This window comes from Flavobacterium mekongense (genome assembly GCF_047038255.1).
Classification (GTDB): domain Bacteria; phylum Bacteroidota; class Bacteroidia; order Flavobacteriales; family Flavobacteriaceae; genus Flavobacterium; species Flavobacterium mekongense.
Window position 1 is genome coordinate 886,804 of the sequence record NZ_CP174374.1, and the last position, 17,533, is coordinate 904,336.

The 17,533-nt window shown below is 42.8% G+C and carries 11 protein-coding genes; 10 read left to right on the forward strand and 1 reads right to left on the reverse strand.

Annotated elements, in window-relative coordinates; translation table 11 throughout:
- The first annotated feature begins 5 nt into the window (after nt 1-5).
- The 9 genes from ACJG85_RS03765 to ACJG85_RS03805 all read left to right on the forward strand — a co-directional run bounded on the left by ACJG85_RS03765 (nt 6) and on the right by ACJG85_RS03805 (nt 9,286).
- Nucleotides 6-1,496 (forward strand): G-D-S-L family lipolytic protein, encoded by a 1,491-nt coding sequence (locus ACJG85_RS03765; protein ID WP_409675671.1) that lies wholly within the window; start codon nt 6-8, stop codon nt 1,494-1,496.
- A gap of 218 nt (nt 1,497-1,714) precedes the next feature.
- Nucleotides 1,715-3,226 (forward strand): F0F1 ATP synthase subunit beta, encoded by a 1,512-nt coding sequence (gene atpD, locus ACJG85_RS03770; protein WP_409675674.1) that lies wholly within the window; start codon nt 1,715-1,717, stop codon nt 3,224-3,226.
- Between the two features lie 81 nt (nt 3,227-3,307).
- Nucleotides 3,308-3,589 carry a F0F1 ATP synthase subunit epsilon gene (locus ACJG85_RS03775; protein WP_409675677.1) on the forward strand — a complete coding sequence of 94 codons (282 nt, stop codon included), beginning with the start codon at nt 3,308-3,310 and terminating at the stop codon, nt 3,587-3,589.
- Nucleotides 3,590-3,733: 144 nt separating this feature from the next.
- Nucleotides 3,734-4,261: a hypothetical protein gene (locus tag ACJG85_RS03780; RefSeq protein WP_412464897.1), complete on the forward strand. Its 528-nt coding sequence runs from the start codon at nt 3,734-3,736 to the stop codon at nt 4,259-4,261.
- On the forward strand, nt 4,258-5,415 hold the full coding sequence (locus ACJG85_RS03785; protein WP_412476960.1) for an aminotransferase class I/II-fold pyridoxal phosphate-dependent enzyme: 1,158 nt from the start codon (nt 4,258-4,260) through the stop codon (nt 5,413-5,415). Before ACJG85_RS03780 ends, ACJG85_RS03785 begins: the two co-directional genes overlap by 4 nt.
- A 109-nt stretch (nt 5,416-5,524) precedes the next feature.
- Nucleotides 5,525-5,857 carry a GxxExxY protein gene (locus ACJG85_RS03790; RefSeq protein WP_412476961.1) on the forward strand — a complete coding sequence of 111 codons (333 nt, stop codon included), beginning with the start codon at nt 5,525-5,527 and terminating at the stop codon, nt 5,855-5,857.
- Nucleotides 5,858-5,893: 36 nt separating this feature from the next.
- The gene (bioD, locus tag ACJG85_RS03795) at nt 5,894-6,511 is read left to right on the forward strand and encodes a dethiobiotin synthase (protein WP_409675689.1); all 618 of its coding nucleotides are present in this window, start codon (nt 5,894-5,896) and stop codon (nt 6,509-6,511) included.
- 42 nt (nt 6,512-6,553) lie between these two features.
- Nucleotides 6,554-7,825, forward strand: a complete 1,272-nt coding sequence (bioA, locus tag ACJG85_RS03800) for an adenosylmethionine--8-amino-7-oxononanoate transaminase (protein ID WP_412476962.1) — start codon at nt 6,554-6,556, stop codon at nt 7,823-7,825.
- A 240-nt stretch (nt 7,826-8,065) separates the two neighbouring features.
- Complete coding sequence (locus tag ACJG85_RS03805; RefSeq protein ID WP_412476963.1) at nt 8,066-9,286, forward strand: beta-ketoacyl synthase N-terminal-like domain-containing protein; 1,221 nt, start codon at nt 8,066-8,068, stop codon at nt 9,284-9,286.
- 110 nt (nt 9,287-9,396) lie between these two features.
- On the opposite strand, the gene ACJG85_RS03810 is transcribed toward ACJG85_RS03805, so the two are convergent.
- A complete protein-coding gene (locus tag ACJG85_RS03810; protein WP_412476964.1) occupies nt 9,397-9,867 on the reverse strand; it encodes a regulatory protein RecX in 471 nt (156 codons plus the stop codon).
- Between the two features lie 530 nt (nt 9,868-10,397).
- Here ACJG85_RS03810 and ACJG85_RS03815 point away from each other — a divergent pair.
- A complete protein-coding gene (locus ACJG85_RS03815) occupies nt 10,398-17,513 on the forward strand; it encodes a T9SS sorting signal type C domain-containing protein (protein ID WP_412476965.1) in 7,116 nt (2,371 codons plus the stop codon).
- Nucleotides 17,514-17,533 lie beyond the last annotated feature (20 nt).

Consider the following 17,533-nt stretch of genomic DNA (forward strand, 5'->3'; position numbering starts at 1 on the left):
ATACTATGATAAAAAATTTCAAATGGTTACTATTGGTTTCTTTAACCTTTGTAGCATGTAATAGTGATGATGAGCCTTTTGTAGATCCTAACTCAACAGATGGAACACCATTAACTGCAGGTACAGCCGATTTTTCGAAATATGTGGCCTTAGGAAACTCCTTAACTGCCGGTTATTCTGACAGTGCGTTGTTCATTGCCGGACAACAAGGGTCATATCCTAATATTTTAGCAAGCCAATTTGCTTTGGTTGGCGGGGGAGAATTTAAACTTCCTCTAATGGCCGACAATACCGGAGGTTTGTTATTGGGAGGAACTCAAATTGCAGGAACAAGATTGTACTTTAACGGTAGTGCACCGGCTTCTGTTCCGGGACCACCAACAACGGATATTACCAATGTTCTTTCAGGGCCATTCAATAATATGGGCGTTCCGGGCGCTAAAAGTTTTCATCTTTTGGCACCGGGTTACGGTAATGTAGCAGGAGTTTTAAGCGGACAAGCTAATCCTTATTTTGTGCGGTTTGCTTCAAGCCCAACTACAACTGTTTTAGCTGATGCATTAGCGCAAAGCCCAACTTTCTTCTCTCTTTGGATTGGAAACAACGATGTTTTAGCTTACGCCACTTCAGGAGGTGTAGGGGTTAACCAAACAGGGAACCTAAACCCGGCAACTTACGGCGCTAACGACATCACTGACCCTAATGTCTTTGCCAGCGTTTATACTACTTTAGTTGATCAATTAACGGCTAATGGTGCCAAAGGTGTAGTGGCTAATTTACCTTATGTAACTACTATCCCATACTTTACAACAGTGCCTTACAATCCGGTTGCCTTAAACGCAACCACAGCCGCTCAATTAAATGCCGGTTATGCCGCTTACAATAACGGTTTGTTGTTTGCTCAATCTAACGGATTGTTGACAGCAGCTGAGGTAGCGAGAAGAACCATTAATTTCTCAGCTTCAAGCACTAATCCGGTAGTTATAGTTGATAGCTATTTGACCAACCTTTCCGGTTTTGGAATTCCTTCATACCGTATGGCTACTAACGAAGATCTTATTGTTTTACCGGCAAGAACTTTCATTGGTACAACAGTTGGCGGAAACCCTGCTCAAGTAAATGGAGTATCGGTTCCTTTGGCAGACAATTGGGTATTGTCTAAAGAAGAAATTCAAGAAGTAAAAGCAGCTACAGACGCTTACAACGCCAGTATAGAAGCTATTGCGCAAGCAAAAGGTTTGGCTTTTGTGAATGCCAATGTTTTACAAACACAAATCGCTAATGGCGGTATTGCGGCTAACAACTACACCATCACTTCCGCTTATGTAACCGGAGGAGGATTCTCTCTCGATGGAGTGCATCCAAGCCCAAGAGGGTATGCGTTAATAGCCAACAAATTCTTAGAAGCCATCAATACTACTTACGGCTCTAATTTTAAAGGAGTAAATGTTGGTTTGTACCGAATATTATATCCTTTAGATCCGGCAAATTTCTAACCTAACCAATTTTTATAAATAAACAAAAACCACTTGCTAAGTCAGGTGGTTTTTGCTTTTTAAACAGTAATGATTGTTTTGGGAAACAGAATTATCAAAAATTAAGAAAAAAACTCTCGACAAAGATTGATTTTTTAAAATAGAAAATTTACCTTTGCGCACTGAAAAAAGAGGTATTTTTTTCAAACCTAAATAGCTATTTAATAAATACATAAACAATGTCTAAAGCAATAGGAAAAGTTTCGCAAATCATCGGTCCCGTAGTTGACGTAGTATTTGATACTAAAGATGTTGAGTTGCCAAAAATTTACGACTCATTAGAAATCATTAATAAAAATGGTTCAAAATTAGTTCTTGAAGTTCAATCTCACATCGGTGAAAACACTGTGCGTACCATCTCTATGGACTCCACAGACGGTTTGAGCAGAGGTACAGATGTACACGCTACCGGTGCTCCAATTCAAATGCCAATCGGTCAAGACATCTACGGAAGATTATTTAATGTAGTAGGAGATGCTATCGATGGTTTAGGAGATTTACCAAAAGACGGAGCTAACGGAATGCCAATTCACAAACAAGCTCCTAAATTCGAAGACTTATCTACTTCAACAGAAGTATTGTTTACCGGAATCAAAGTAATCGATTTGATCGAGCCTTATGCTAAAGGAGGTAAAATTGGTTTGTTCGGTGGAGCAGGAGTAGGTAAAACCGTATTGATTCAGGAATTGATCAACAATATCGCCAAAGGTCACGGTGGTCTTTCTGTATTCGCAGGAGTAGGAGAAAGAACCCGTGAAGGAAATGACTTGCTTCGTGAAATGTTGGAGTCAGGCATTATCAAATATGGAGAAGATTTCATGCACTCTATGGAAAACGGTGGATGGGATTTATCTAAAGTAGACAAACCGGGCATGAGAGAGTCTAAAGCTACTTTCGTATTCGGACAAATGAATGAGCCACCCGGAGCTCGTGCTCGTGTAGCCCTTTCAGGATTATCTATCGCGGAATACTTCCGTGACGGAGCCGGTTCAGACCAAGGAAAAGACGTATTGTTCTTCGTAGACAACATCTTCCGTTTTACCCAAGCAGGTTCTGAGGTATCCGCGTTGTTAGGCCGTATGCCTTCAGCGGTAGGTTACCAACCAACATTGGCTACTGAGATGGGTGCGATGCAAGAGCGTATTACTTCTACTAAAAAAGGTTCGATTACTTCAGTACAAGCGGTTTATGTACCTGCGGATGACTTAACCGACCCGGCACCGGCAACTACCTTTGCCCACTTAGATGCTACTACAGTATTGTCTCGTAAAATTGCTGAGTTAGGTATTTACCCGGCAGTAGATCCGCTTGATTCTACTTCTCGTATCTTAACACCGCTTATCTTAGGAGATGATCACTACAACTGTGCTCAAAGAGTAAAAGAGATTCTTCAAAAATACAAACAATTACAAGACATCATCGCCATCTTAGGTATGGAAGAATTGTCTGAAGAAGATAAATTAGCCGTATCTCGTGCACGTCGTGTACAACGTTTCTTGTCTCAACCGTTCCACGTTGCTGAGCAATTTACAGGTATCCCTGGTGTATTGGTTGACATCAAAGACACCATCAAAGGATTCAACATGATTATTGATGGAGAGTTGGATCACTTGCCGGAAGCTGCTTTCAACTTGAAAGGTACCATCGAAGACGTAATCGAGGCAGGACAAAAAATGTTAGCAGAAGCTTAATGTAAATTAGGAATAAGGAATCCTGGAATTAGGATTTAACTAATTCCTAAATCCTAAATCCTAAATCCTAAATTAAAAAAAATGATTTTAGAAATAGTATCTCCGGAAGCTACCTTGTTCAAAGGCGAAGTAACCTCAGTTTCCTTACCGGGCGTTGACGGTTCTTTCCAACTCTTGAACAACCACGCACCTATAGTTTCTATCTTAAAGCAAGGCACCGTAAAAATGGCTGCCCCAAGCTTTAAGTTCGACAAAGATGTAGCCGAAAAGTTTACCAAAATAAACGACCAAAACTACACTTTGGAAATCAATTCGGGAACTATCGAAATGAAAGACAACAAAGTAATCGTATTAGCCGACTAATCCGATTTGAAATACTTTAAAAACCCAATCTTGTAAAAGGTTGGGTTTTTTTATGGCTAAATTTGATGTCAAAATATTCCTTACAGCCACTTGCTGTATTCCTTTTAATTTCAAATCATTCGGGCTATTTACTATATTTGGTTTATGGAAGACTATAACGAATACGAACTGGTTGTATCACAAGGGAAATTACCATGGTGGAGAATTATCGTTGCCTCATTGTTTTTTACCTACATGATATATATGTTGTACATCCTCGGTATGGCATTTTATAAGGTTGATTTTGATAAAGTCAATCCAAAAGAAATTGCAGGTGTAATTAAAACTGCATCATTTTGTTTGGCCGGCGGGGTTTCCTTTTCAATAACAAAAAGCATTCTTATTGATCTTGATAAAGAGAAATTGGTGTCAGTATATATGGTCGGTCCATTTACAAGTAAAGTAAACACAGCACTTCCTGAACTTCAATATGTTTCTGTCTTTAAGGTTGATGATTTTGAATATGAAGTGAATCTTTGGTATTTAGGGAACAAACATTACAAAATGTACAAGTTAAACGAAAAAGAACATGCCCTTAAATTTGGCGCCATGGTTGCCCAAAAGCTCAAAATCGATTTATTAGATGCAACGGACTGTGGAAACAATAAATGGGTAGATAAAGACAAACTATGAAACTGCCGAATCCCCTTCAAACCAAACTCGAACAACGCCAAGTCAACAACGCTTTGCGACGGTTGCCATCGGATAATTCATTAGTCGATTTTGCTTCTAACGATTACATCGGCTTTGCGCACAATGAGAACCTATTCCACCAAACGCATCAGTATCTTTTAGACAATAATATCAAAACCAATGGTGCTACAGGTTCCCGTTTAATCTCCGGCAACCATGATTTGTACCAAGTTGCCGAGAACTTTATCGCCCAATTCCATCAAGCGGAAACGGCTTTAATTTTCAACTCAGGCTACGACGCCAATGTGGGTTTTTTCAGCTGCGTTCCGCAACGTAACGATATTATTTTGTATGACGAACTTTGCCACGCTTCTATCCGTGACGGCATCCAAATGAGTCACGCCAAAGCCTATAAATTCCGACACAACGACACAGAGGATTTACAAAAATTGCTACTCAAGTTTGAACCCGCAACCCGCAACCCGCAAATCGCAACCATTTACATCGTCACCGAGTCTGTTTTCTCTATGGATGGCGATTCTCCCAATTTGGAAGCACTGATTTCCCTATGCCAAAAATACAACGCCTACTTAGTGGTTGATGAAGCCCATGCACTTGGGGTATTCGGGGAACAAGGAAAAGGCTTGGTGCAAAGTTTAGGCTTGCAAGACCAAGTCTTCGCGTGCATTATGACTTTCGGTAAAGGACTCGGTTGCCACGGAGCCGCCATTTTGGGCAGTGCCGAACTAAAAAGCTTCTTGGTCAACTTTGCCCGCAGTTTGATTTACACCACAGGCTTATCGCCGCACAGTGTAGCTACCATTTTAGTGGCTTATCAACATTTAGCAAAAGAAAAGGAAACTTTAGCATTGCTGAAAAACAATATCATTTTCTTCAACCAAGAGAAATTGCGATTAGGATTAAAACCAATGTTTGTTTATTCCAAATCAGCCATACAATGTGCCATCATTCCCGGTAACGATAAAGTAAAAACCATTGCAACCCAACTGCAACAACACGGCTTCGATGTCAAACCAATTTTATCTCCAACCGTACCCGAAGGTCAAGAACGCCTCCGCTTCTGCTTGCACAGCTACAATTCCCAAGCCGAGATTTCGAATGTTTTGGAATTGTTAGCTACCTTTGTGTTTTAGCCACGGATGAAACGGATTTTACTGATTTATACAGTTTGCAAATGACAAATTTATTGCACAAACCAATTACTGATGGTATCTTAAAAGTGTATTTTGTGTCTATAATCATTTGGGTTATGGATTTCTAGAGAAAGTTTATAAGAATGCAATGTATTTTGAATTAAAGGAGAAAGTCTATAAAGTTGAAATTGAAAAACCAATTAAAGTTTATTTTAAAGAACAACTTGTAGGGGAATATTATGCAGATTTGGTTGTGGAAGATAAAGTAATAGTTGAATTAAAAGCAACTCAATTAATTATGAATGTCCATGTAGCTCAAACAATCAATTATCTTAAAGCTACTCCAATTGAAGTTGGCTTACTGTTAAATTTCGGTGAAGAACCCGAGTTTAAAAGGCTAATTTATACTAATGATAAAAAAAATAATTTAAAAAATCAGTGATAATCCGTTCAATCCGTTTTATCCGTGGCTAATTATATGAAACTATTCATCACAGGAATCGGTACCGATGTAGGTAAAACAGTCGCTTCCGCTATTGTAACCCAAGCCCTCGAAGCCGACTATTGGAAACCCGTTCAAGCGGGCGATTTGGAACTTTCCGATACCCACAAAGTCAAAGACCGAGTGTCTAACGAAAAGTCTCAATTTCACCCCAACGCCTATGCGCTCAACACGCCGGCCAGTCCACACTTAGCGGCCGAGCTAGACGGAATTACCATCGATTTAAATCAAATCAAAGAACCTGAGACGAACAATCACTTGGTTATTGAAGGCGCCGGTGGTATTTTAGTCCCGCTAAACAATACCGATTGTATCATCGATTTAATCCGTCCCGATTATAAAGTCATTGTCGTGTCCCGTCATTATTTGGGCAGTATTAATCATACCTTATTGACCGTCGAAGCCCTTAAAAATCGTGACATTGCTGTAGCCGGCATCATTTTTTCAGGCGATGAAAACAAAGCTACTGAAACCATTATCCTCAACAAAACCGGAGTTAAATTGATTGGCCGAATTGACAATGAACCGTACTTCGATGCCAATGTGATTGCCTATTACGCCGATAAGTTTCGGGACAACTTGACGAGCTTGTAAATCTGAAAATCAAAAATCGTTAATCACCAATCTTCACGCCCAATGACACTATCTGAAAAAGACCAATTATACAACTGGCATCCTTATACCCAACACAAAACCACAGGTCCGTTACCGGCTATAGTTAAAGGCGAGGGCGCATTGCTTTGGGATGACAACGGTAAAGAATACATCGACGCTATCGCCTCTTGGTGGGTGAATCCTTTTGGCCACGCCAATAAAGTGATGGCCGAAGCAATCTACAACCAATTAACCACTTTAGAACATGTTTTGTTCGGCGGTTTTACCCACAACAAAGCGGTCGAATTATCCGAAAAACTACTGTCGATTTTACCCGCCAATCAAAAGCGAATTTTCTACTCCGATAATGGTTCCACTGCGGTGGAAGTGGCTATCAAAGCGGCCTTACAATACAATTACAATCAAGGCCTAAAACGTACCAAAGTCATCGCTTTTGAAGACGCTTTTCACGGCGATACGTTTGGCGCTATGGCTTCCAGCGGGATTACTTTTTTTACCGAAGCCTTCAAAGGTTCTCTGCTCGAAGTGGTGCGCATTCCGGTACCGGTTGCCGGTAAAGAAACCGAAGCTTTAGCAGCATTAACCAATTTGGTGCAAACCAACGAATTCGCTGCCTTTATCTTCGAGCCCTTGGTGCAAGGCGCCGCCGGCATGGTCATGTACGAAGCCGGTGTTTTAGACCAAATGATTGCCGTTTGTCAACAAAACCAAGTGTTTACCATAGCCGATGAAGTCATGACCGGTTTCGGAAAAACAGGCAAAACTTTTGCTTCGGATTACCTTCAAAACAAACCCGATATGCTGTGCTTGTCCAAAGCCCTAACAGGCGGAACAATTCCCATGGCGGTAACCACTTTTACCCAAGAAATTTTCGATGGTTTTTACGATAATGATGTCAATAAAGCCTTGTTTCACGGCCATACTTTTACCGCCAATCCAACGGGTTGTGCCGCCGCTTTAGCCGCCATCACTTTGCTGGAAACGCCAGAAATGCAAAACAATATCGCGCGCATCAATGCCCAACATTTGTCCTTTGCCCAAAAAATAAAACAACATCCAAAGGTGAAAACCACCCGAGTACAAGGCATTATTTTCGCCCTCGAAATCAAAACTGAAACCAACGAAAGTTACTACGGCGCTATGCGCATGAAACTCTACAATTTTTTCATCGAACACGGTGTAATCTTACGACCGGTAGGCAACATCGTTTACATTTTGCCGCCGTATATTATTACAACCGAACAACTCGAAAAGGTTTATGGTATAGTGGAACAAGCCGTGGATATGGTTTAAAAAAGTTTCGGGTTGCGGGTTGAAAGTTGTGCGCTAACCTGCAACTCGCAACCTTCAATCTTCAATCTTCAACCCTCTGTGCCTCTCCTTTTCCCTTAGTGTATCTCTGTGTAACTCCCAACCCGCAACTCGAAACCCGCAACCCATAACCCTCCGTGAATCTCTTTTCTCCTCTGTATATCTCGGTGTAACTTCCAACTTTCCCCAAGAATAACTACCTTTGCCGTACATTACTTTATCATGTTAACAAACAAAATCGCCATAACCTCGTTAGCTTCTATTTCTCCTTTAGGGAGTGAAGCCGATTGGATTTGGAAACAATACCTTTCTCCCGAAACACTAATTACAACCCAAGTGTACAACGGTCAAACCCGTTTGGTGGCTGCCATTCCGCAAGAACTGCGTTTGCAAATTGAAGCCTTGCGCACAGAAGACAGCAAGTACAAAGCCCTCGATGAAACGGTACTCATGGCTATGTTAGCGTCACGTCAAGCAGTGGCCCAAGCCGGTTGGAAATCAGGCGATGCGTTTGGAATCAACATAGGTTCGTCGCGCGGGGCAACCCAACTGTTCGAGAAATACCACAAAGAATTCCTCGAAACCGGTAAAACGGCAACCCTTACTTCGCCCACCACAACCTTGGGGAATATTTCCTCTTGGATTGCCCACGATTTAAAAAGTTCCGGACCCGAAATTTCACATTCCATCACTTGCTCTACAGCTTTGCATGCGGTGTTGAATGCCGTAGCCTGGCTGCAATCGGGTTTGGCGACTAAGTTTTTGGTAGGCGGCAGCGAAGCCCCGTTAACGCCTTTTACCCTAGCGCAAATGCAAGCGTTAAAGATTTATGCTAATCCTGATTGTAGCAATCAAACCAATAAAGAAGCAGATTGTCAGTCTGAGCCTGTCGAAGACCTTTCCCTCAAATACCCTTGTCGCGCCTTCGATTTTACCAAAACCAAAAATACGATGGTCTTGGGCGAAGCCGCCGCTGTAGCCTGTTTGGAAGTAGGCCATAACCCAAATGCTTTGGGGTATATTACCGGTATCGGCTATGCTACCGACGATTTACAACACAACATTTCCATCTCTGAAGAAGCTTTGTGCTTTCAAAAATCGATGGCAATGGCGCTACAAAATACCCCTTTAGAAGAGGTCGATGCCATAGTGATGCACGCGCCGGGCACACTCAAAGGCGATACTTCAGAATACAAAGCGATACAAAAAATCTTTGGCGATACCCTGCCGATGCTCACCACCAACAAATGGAAAATAGGGCATACTTTCGGCGCTTCCGGCATGTTGAACCTCGAATTGGCCTTGCTGATGCTACAACACCAAACCTTTATCGGGATTCCTTACGCACCCGAATCCAATCCGAGAAAAACCATCCGCAAAGTACTGCTTAATGCAGTAGGTTTCGGGGGTAATGCGGTGAGTGTTTTGGTTGCTACGCGATAGTTTCGGGTTTCGAGTTTCGGGTTCAAAGTTGAATACCAACCCACAACCCGTAACCCTCCGTGAATCTCCTTTTACCTCAGTGTATCTCTGTGTAACTCCCAACCCACAACTTACAACTTTTCCAATTCCTTCATCTTCTCATACACCAGCTGACTTTCCCAACCTCTTCGCAATAAGTAATCACAGAATTTTTTATTCTTTTTTTGTCCATTGCGCTCGGTTAAGCTGTTCCAATAACGTTCGGCCAATTGGTGGAAGGTTTCTTGGTATTCTTCCTCAGCAATTTCGGTCAGTGCCGCTTTGATATTGGGTGCCGAAATCTGTCTAAGTTTTAGTTCGTTAACAATTCTGATTTTGCCCCAAGATTTGATTCTGTGTTTGCCACGGGCGAAACTTCGGGCGAAACGTTCTTCGTTGAGGAAATTGTGTTGTAGTAAATGCACAACGATTGTATCGATTTCGTTGCTTTTCATACCCAGTTGGTACAATTTATCCACCACTTCCTGATGGCAACGCTCTTGGTAGGAACAATAATATTCCAGTTTGAGTGTAGCTTCGGTAAGGGTTGGTTTTTCTGTCATAGCATCGTGGTAACAGGGGTAAAAGTAACAATTATTTAGAAAATTGAAATCAGTTGCTTTGGATTAGCACACGGATGCCACGGATTTAAACAGATTCTTATCTGTGTTCCATTTACTAACAATTAATCGCTAAACTTTCCCTATTAGCTGAGACTGAGACTGAAAACTTTAACCCTCCGTGAATCTCTTTTTTTCTCAGTGTATCTCTGTGTAACACCCAACTCGAAATCCGAAATCGTCAACTCGGCTTAAACACTTCTTAAAACACTGTTATTCAAACAAATACGACAACAAATTATTCAAAAAACTACAATAAATGCAAACTTTGTAGGACTTTCATTTAATTATCCTCAAAAATTACGTTTTGATGATGATTTCTTAAGACAAACCGCTTGTAAATTACTAATTTAGATGTAGTTTTGTATGCCCAAATTTCTACCCCATTTTTACTTGCCCTTTTTTGTGCGTTGCAAGCTAAGTTTTTAGCGCACAAAACCTTGATGACTATGAAACCATAGATTCATTTTTATATGACATTTAAAAAATTACTCGTTGCCGCAACGGTTTTATTTTTTGGGGTATTAAGTTCGAAGGCACAGATTGCGATACCGAACACTACGCCTGTTACTCAAAATTTTGATGGGATTGGAAATACGGCTACAGCCACCTTGCCAGCCAACTGGAAAATGAGTGTTGCCGGTGCTGCTGCCCCAACTTGGGCTGCTGCCGGGAATTTTACTGCAACTACAGCCGCTGCAAATTCTGGACTTCCAACAGCAGGTGGACGATACAATTGGGGTAACGGAACCACAACGACTGATAGAGCCATCGGGTTTATGACCTCAGGAAGTTATGCCAGTCCAAACTCTATTATGGCGTATTATCAAAATACTTCAGGCGCTCAAATTAATGATATTACCATTGCTTTTGATTACGAGCGTTACAGAATTAATACAGCTGCTTGTGCCATCACTTTCTTTACTTCAACCGACGGTACAACTTGGACAGCACAAACGGCCGGTGATAGCGGTGCTTTCACTACAGGAGCAAGTGCTTATGATTTCAATACCGGAACTGTAATCAATAAATCATTTACCCTAACAGGCGTTAACATTCCTAATAGCGGTAATTTTTATTTGCGTTGGAATTTCAACACCACGGGAACTAACTCACAAGGAGTTGGTTTAGACAATGTTGTGGTTACTGCTTTGCCTTCAGGCCCTGCTGCCACCTTAGCCGACAACGGTACCCAAATCACAGCCAACACGGTAGGCCAAGGCACTACCAATCATATTTTGTCTTCGTTTCAAGTCACCGTAGCCAATGCAGCGGCTACTTTAAACGCGGCTTCGTTTACCACGTCGGGCAATTACCAAGCAGCCGATATTGCAGCTTCGGGCTTTACCCTTTGGTACAGTGCTACCAATACTTTTGGGTCGGCTACGGCTTTGAGCACTTTGAGTTCGGCAGCAGCCGGCAGTGGTGAAACGCTTAATTTTACCGGTTTAACACAATCCATTCCGGTAGGCGTGGGCTATTTTTGGGTAACGGCCAATGTGGCTTCGGGTGCTACCATCAACAATACCATCAACCTCAATGCTATTGCCAATACCAACCTGACTTTTGCTTCGGGTACCAAATCGGGTAGCGCTACGGCAGGCGGTGCTCAAACCATTACCGCACCGGTTAAAGTTACTACCCAAAACGGGCCTTGGTATGTAGGCGCTACTTGGGTTGGCGGTGTAGTACCAACCAGTTCTGATAATGTAATTGTGGCGCACTTGGTAACCAATACCACCAGCGGGGCCAATATTACCCGTAATGCCGGAACTACTACTGTGATTAATGTTGGCGCCGGCTTATCTACCGGAGGCTTTACTTATACCAACAACGGAAGCACTACCGTGAACGGAACTTTTACCATCCAAAACGGAGGGTATGCCGCCGGAAACGATTTTGTTTATGGCGGAGCAAGTACTTTGGTTATGAATCATGCCAACAGTACTTACTACGATCTTAATGCCGGACAAGCTTTTTGGCCGGTAACCAATCCGCCGTTTAACGTTACCATTTCGGCCAACTCTCCAACCCGTTTGAATGAATTGGTTGGACCGGTAGCCGGAACCTTAATCTTGAGCAACGGCTTGGACATTGCCGTAGCCAACGCGCTTACGGTAAACGGAACTTTAAGAATCAACGCCAATGGTTTTGTAAATACCAATTCACCTATTTACGGAGCCGCTTCTACTTTGCAATACAGCACCGGCGGTGTGTATGGTCGAGGATTTGAATGGCGCGCCTTAGGCGTAGGAACCATCGGAGTAACACCGGGTTATCCTAACAATGTAACCATTTCCACAGCCAATACCGTTTTGGATTATATCAACGGAGCAGCCTCTGGAGCAGTAGGTGTTAAAGCCATCGCAGGGTCGTTAACTATTGGTTCGGCTACTGCAGCTTTACACATGAACTATGGTAGTGTTTCTGCCGGAGGGTCGTTAATTGTAGGCGGAAACGTGTCGGTTACCGGAACATTGTCTTTAGGACAAGCGGCCGGAGACGACCTTAGAGTGGGCGGAAACTTAACCGTTACCGGCACCTTTAACGGCAACGACAGGGCGGTTTATTTTACCAATAACGCAGCGACCCAAGTGGTATCAACTTCATTAAATCCGCTTACCCTGCCGTATGTAGTTTTTGCCCCGGCTTCGGGAAGCACTACCGTACAGCTAACCGGTACCGGAACTTTTGCCATATCTGCACCACTTGGGGGTAATGCCATCAGCTACAGCAGTGCCGCCGATAATTTCGACTTGAATAACGAATCGCTTACCATAGGAACAGCCGGCGTGGCCAATACCATCACAGGCGGCGGTAGTTTTGAGGGAAGCACCACGTCTAACCTTACTTTACAAGGAACAGGCAACATCGGAACGATAAGATTTATCAACGACTTGAATTTGGCCACCTTTACCCTAAACCGTACTTCGGGAGCTATTGGTTGTGTGATGGGGTCGGCCTTAACCATCAATACCGGCTTAACACTTACTTCGGGTATAGTTGATTTGGATGCACAAACCATGACCTTGGAAACTACGGCAGTGATAAACTCGGCTTCGGCTTCCAATTATGTCATTGCCGACAATGCCTTTGGTGGTGTGTTACGCAAGCGATATACAGCCGCTACTTCATTCACTTTCCCGATTGGAGATAAAACCGGCACTATGGAATACTCGCCGGCAACCATGAACTTTACTGCCGGTACTTTTACCACGGCTTATATGGGTGCTTCGGTAAACGACAGCAAACACCCGAATATGACGGCTTCTACCCATTTCATTTCCCGCTATTGGGTAATGTCGAGAACCGGAACCTTCAATACACCAACTTATACTTTCACCGGAACTTATTTGCCTGCGGATATTAACGGAACCGAAACTTCTTCCTTGTCGCAACAATGGGACGGCACAGCTTGGTCAACCAACGGAACTGCGCCTTTGAGCGCCAATACGCTTTCGCTTTCGGGCTTAACCGTGTTGCCAACTACCAACCACTGCACCGGAGGTTTGCGCGATGCCGACATCAACATCAGACAAGGTGCTACCAATTATTTAACCGGAAGCACTTACACCTTTGCCAGTACACCGGCCGGAAATTTTGTTGATGTAGTATTCACCTTAGAAAATTTAGGAAACCAAAACTTGTTGTTGTACAACAATACCTTCACCGGTAATCCGCCTTACAGTTTGCAAACCACTATGGGTTATACGCTAACAGTGGTTAATGCTACGCCAACCACTTTTACCATTCGTTTTGCACCAACTGCCACAGGTACCTTTACCGGAAGTATTACTTTCTTGAGCAATGATCCCGACGAGGCGAGTTATGTGTTGAACTTTAGCGGTGTGGGTACCGGAACAGCCGAATCAGATATTATTAATGTGGTAGCTTCAGAGCCGGCCATTATTTCTTCTACAGTAAACGGAACCATCACCACGGTTACCGATGGGGTTCAGGCTTGGCAGTTTAGAGTAAGAGACGGAGGAGCCGATTTGTTGGATACCGACAACTTACCAACTATTTTAACCGATTTAATTATCACCCAATCAATAAATAATGCGGTTGGCACTTGGTCCGACGGCATTCAATCGGCGGCCTTGTTCGACGGGGCTACTTTGGTTGGTACGGGAACAGTTACCGCCACGCAAATCCAGTTTACCGGAATGAACGTTTCGGTGGCCGACGGTACTGAAAAAACCCTTTCTTTGCGATTAACCTTGAAATGTCCGTTAGGTCCGGACGCTTTCGATAGTGAAGATTTTGGTTTGGCTATTGTAAACAATGCAACCAATATAGTGTTCAGCGCAGCAGGTTCGGGCAGATTGGCAACAGCCTACACACGACTCACTCCTAATACTACAAACGTGATTAATGTAGTAGCGACCAAATTGTTGTTTACTACACAACCTATTACTACCGGAGTGAACAGTGCCATGACCAATGTGGTGGTAACCGCTACGGATAATTGCGGGAACAAAGACATTAATTTTACCGGAAATGTTAGCTTAACCAGTACCGGAACCATGACCGGTGCACCAATAACGGTAGCAGCGGTTGCCGGAGAAGCTACATTTGCCGGCATCATCCATACGGTGGTTGGAACCGATTTTACCATGGGCGCTACGGCTGCCGGATTAACCGGTGCCGGAAGTACCTTATTCGATATTTCTGTTGTAACCGTTTTAAATCCGGGAGATTTGGCTGTGTTGGCTATTAATACTAACACCGGTGCGCCATCGGGTTGTGACTTGTTGAGCTTTGTGTGTTTCCGCGATTTGTTGCCGGGGACTACTTTGTACATTACCGACAATGGTTATGAAAGACAAAATGCAGGATTATGGGGTGGCACCGAAGGGGTAATTGTACTAACCAGAACAGGGAGTACTTTGCCAAAAGGAACCATCATCACCATAGAAACCACTACGGCTAACGTAACTTCAGGAACCCATTATAACGTGTATACTTGCGGATCCATTGATGCCAACTGGACCAAATCGGCTATTGGCGGTTCGGGATTCAATTTGAATTCAGATGATGATATGTGGTTTATGCAAGGCGGTGTTTGGACCAACGATACCGGACATGCTTCTACTTATACCGGAAACGTATTGTATGGTTGGACCGAGAGTGGTTGGGATGCCGCACCGGGAGGACCAACAGGCGATACCAAATGGTCAACGCTTTACCCTTTGATGGAATGTTTCAGTACCGTGGCTCCGGTAGGAGACGGATTTGTAAAATATGACGATCCGTTAGATCCTGATTTTTCAACATTGACCAACGGTAAATTTGATTGGATTGCTTCTATTAACAACCAAGCCAACTGGGATTCGTATGCCGATACTACTGCTTTTGATGCCGGAGGATACAATTACAAAGGAAGCTGTACCTTAGTGTATATTGATACTGATATTTATGTAAACGGAAGATGGAGCGGACGCAAAGACACCAACTGGTTCAATTGTGAAAACTGGGATACTTTAATTGTGCCGACAGCCACTGTTGATGTAGTAATTCCGGATACCACACACAATCGTATAGCTGTGGTTGATGCCACTGCACCTTTTGCGAGTTACCAAAACTTTATTGCCAAAGCCAAAAACTTAACCATCAGCGGCGAAGGATTAGAAGTTTCAGGAAACAGTAACAATAAATTAGAAATCCATGGTAATTTAACTATAGCCAATACGGTTGTTGATGGTGCTTTAGACATGAACGATGGGAACAATGCCACCGCCGACGGTCAAATTTATTTGTACGGCAATTGGACAAACAACAAAAACAACAACGCTTTCGATGAAGGAAACGGGACTGTTCATTTTGTTGGGGCGCCAACGCCGCAAATCATCAATGCTGTTACACCATTGGGAACGGAAGTGTTTTACAATGTGCTCATGGACAACGATTTCACTACTTCAGTTTCCAATGATTTAGTGGCTTCGGGCGATTTGACTTTGGCAACCGGAAGAACCTTAACAGCTTCGGTAGGCGATTACATTCGCGTAAACAATCGTTTAACCAACAATGGTAATATTTTAATAGACGATGATGCTCAGTTAATTCAGGTAAATGATACCGATACTAATGCCGGAGATTACACCAGCACTACAACTAAATTCCAAGTCAGAAGAGGTTTCACGGCCAAACATGTCGATTATGTATATTGGAGTTCACCTATTGAAAACTACAATGTAACTGGTTTGCCAAGCGGTTACCGTTACCATTGGAATCCTACTTTGGTGAATACTAACGGAACCATGGGGAATTGGCAAGCGGCCAGTGGTATTATGCAAAAAGGGAAAGGCTATATAGCCCGAACTTTTAATGGTTCGGCCACGCCAATCACAGCCACACACACTTTCCGTCAAGGAAAACCTCATAACGGTTTATTTACCATTCAAATTAAGCGTGGTACCTATAACGGTGCCGATTATGATGCCGATCCGGTAAATACTACCAATGCCTTAACAACCAAATACGACGATAATTGGAATTTGGTTGGAAATCCGTATCCTTCGGCTATAGATGCTGATAAGTTTATGGCGCTCAATGCTGCTAAAATTGAACCAGCCATTTGGATTTGGCGACACGGTTTAGGATTATCCAATACGTCTAATCCATACTACAATAATTTCGGATACAGCTATTTGCCCGATTATTTAATGTACAACAGTTTGGGTTCGACGGAGCCGAGTTTTAGTGGGAAAATTGCCTCCGGACAAGGATTTATGGTGAATATGCTACACAGTGCAGGAACTTTATTTTCAACCGGTCCTGATACTTATGCAGACAATCTAACCTTTAACAACAGTTTGCGTTTAGGAACTAATGACGCCGTTTATGACAATTCTGTTTTCTTCAGAAATGCCAATACTCAGTTGAGTCCGACGGCCGGATTGCCTACAGAAGAGAAAAACAGAATTTGGTTAGACATCATCAACACAGCCGACGGGCAGGTAGATACAACTTTGTTGGGATATTCTACCAATTCTACTTTGGCCTATGACAGTGCGTACGACTGTTTCTTTGCCCCAAGAGGGAAAGTGAGTTTGTACTCATTAATAGACCAGAAACCGTTCATTATTCAAGGACGACCTTTGCCGTTTGACATTAACGATCAAGTACCGATGGGAATCAACATTGTATCTAACGGAAGCCATACGATAGCCATTAAAAAGACAGACGGAATTTTTGTGGACGACATCAACATTTACTTGCAAGATTTAGAGTTGAATGTGATTCACGATTTGAAACAATCGCCTTATGCTTTCAATGCCAATAAAGGAATCATCAATAACCGTTTTGTAATCAGATACACCAACAGTACGTTAAGTAATGGCGATTTTGAAGCTGTGGCCAATACTGTCGTTGTTTCAGGAAGCCATGGTGTAGTTTCGGTATCTTCACAACGAGAAAATATTAAGGAGGTTGTGATTTATGATGTTTTAGGTAGAGAATTGTTGTTGGCTAAAGCGGTAAATAATCTTACTTTCTCCAGAAGTAATATTACACAAAGCAACCAAGCTCTAATTGTGAAAGTTACCTTGGAAAGCGGAGACGTAGTTACCAAGAAAGTGATATTATAGTAAATTACTGTTATTAAACG

Bases quoted from the DNA above. Each gene is read 5' to 3' on its own strand.
- ACJG85_RS03785 (WP_412476960.1), top strand. From the start codon at position 4,258: ATGAAACTGCCGAATCCCCTTCAAACCAAACTCGAACAACGCCAAGTC.
- bioD (WP_409675689.1), top strand. From the start codon at position 5,894: ATGAAACTATTCATCACAGGAATCGGTACCGATGTAGGTAAAACAGTC.
- ACJG85_RS03810 (WP_412476964.1), bottom strand. From the start codon at position 9,867: ATGACAGAAAAACCAACCCTTACCGAAGCTACACTCAAACTGGAATAT.
- ACJG85_RS03815 (WP_412476965.1), top strand. From the start codon at position 10,398: ATGACATTTAAAAAATTACTCGTTGCCGCAACGGTTTTATTTTTTGGG.
- ACJG85_RS03765 (WP_409675671.1), top strand. From the start codon at position 6: ATGATAAAAAATTTCAAATGGTTACTATTGGTTTCTTTAACCTTTGTA.
- ACJG85_RS03775 (WP_409675677.1), top strand. From the start codon at position 3,308: ATGATTTTAGAAATAGTATCTCCGGAAGCTACCTTGTTCAAAGGCGAA.
- atpD (WP_409675674.1), top strand. From the start codon at position 1,715: ATGTCTAAAGCAATAGGAAAAGTTTCGCAAATCATCGGTCCCGTAGTT.
- bioA (WP_412476962.1), top strand. From the start codon at position 6,554: ATGACACTATCTGAAAAAGACCAATTATACAACTGGCATCCTTATACC.
- ACJG85_RS03780 (WP_412464897.1), top strand. From the start codon at position 3,734: ATGGAAGACTATAACGAATACGAACTGGTTGTATCACAAGGGAAATTA.
- ACJG85_RS03805 (WP_412476963.1), top strand. From the start codon at position 8,066: ATGTTAACAAACAAAATCGCCATAACCTCGTTAGCTTCTATTTCTCCT.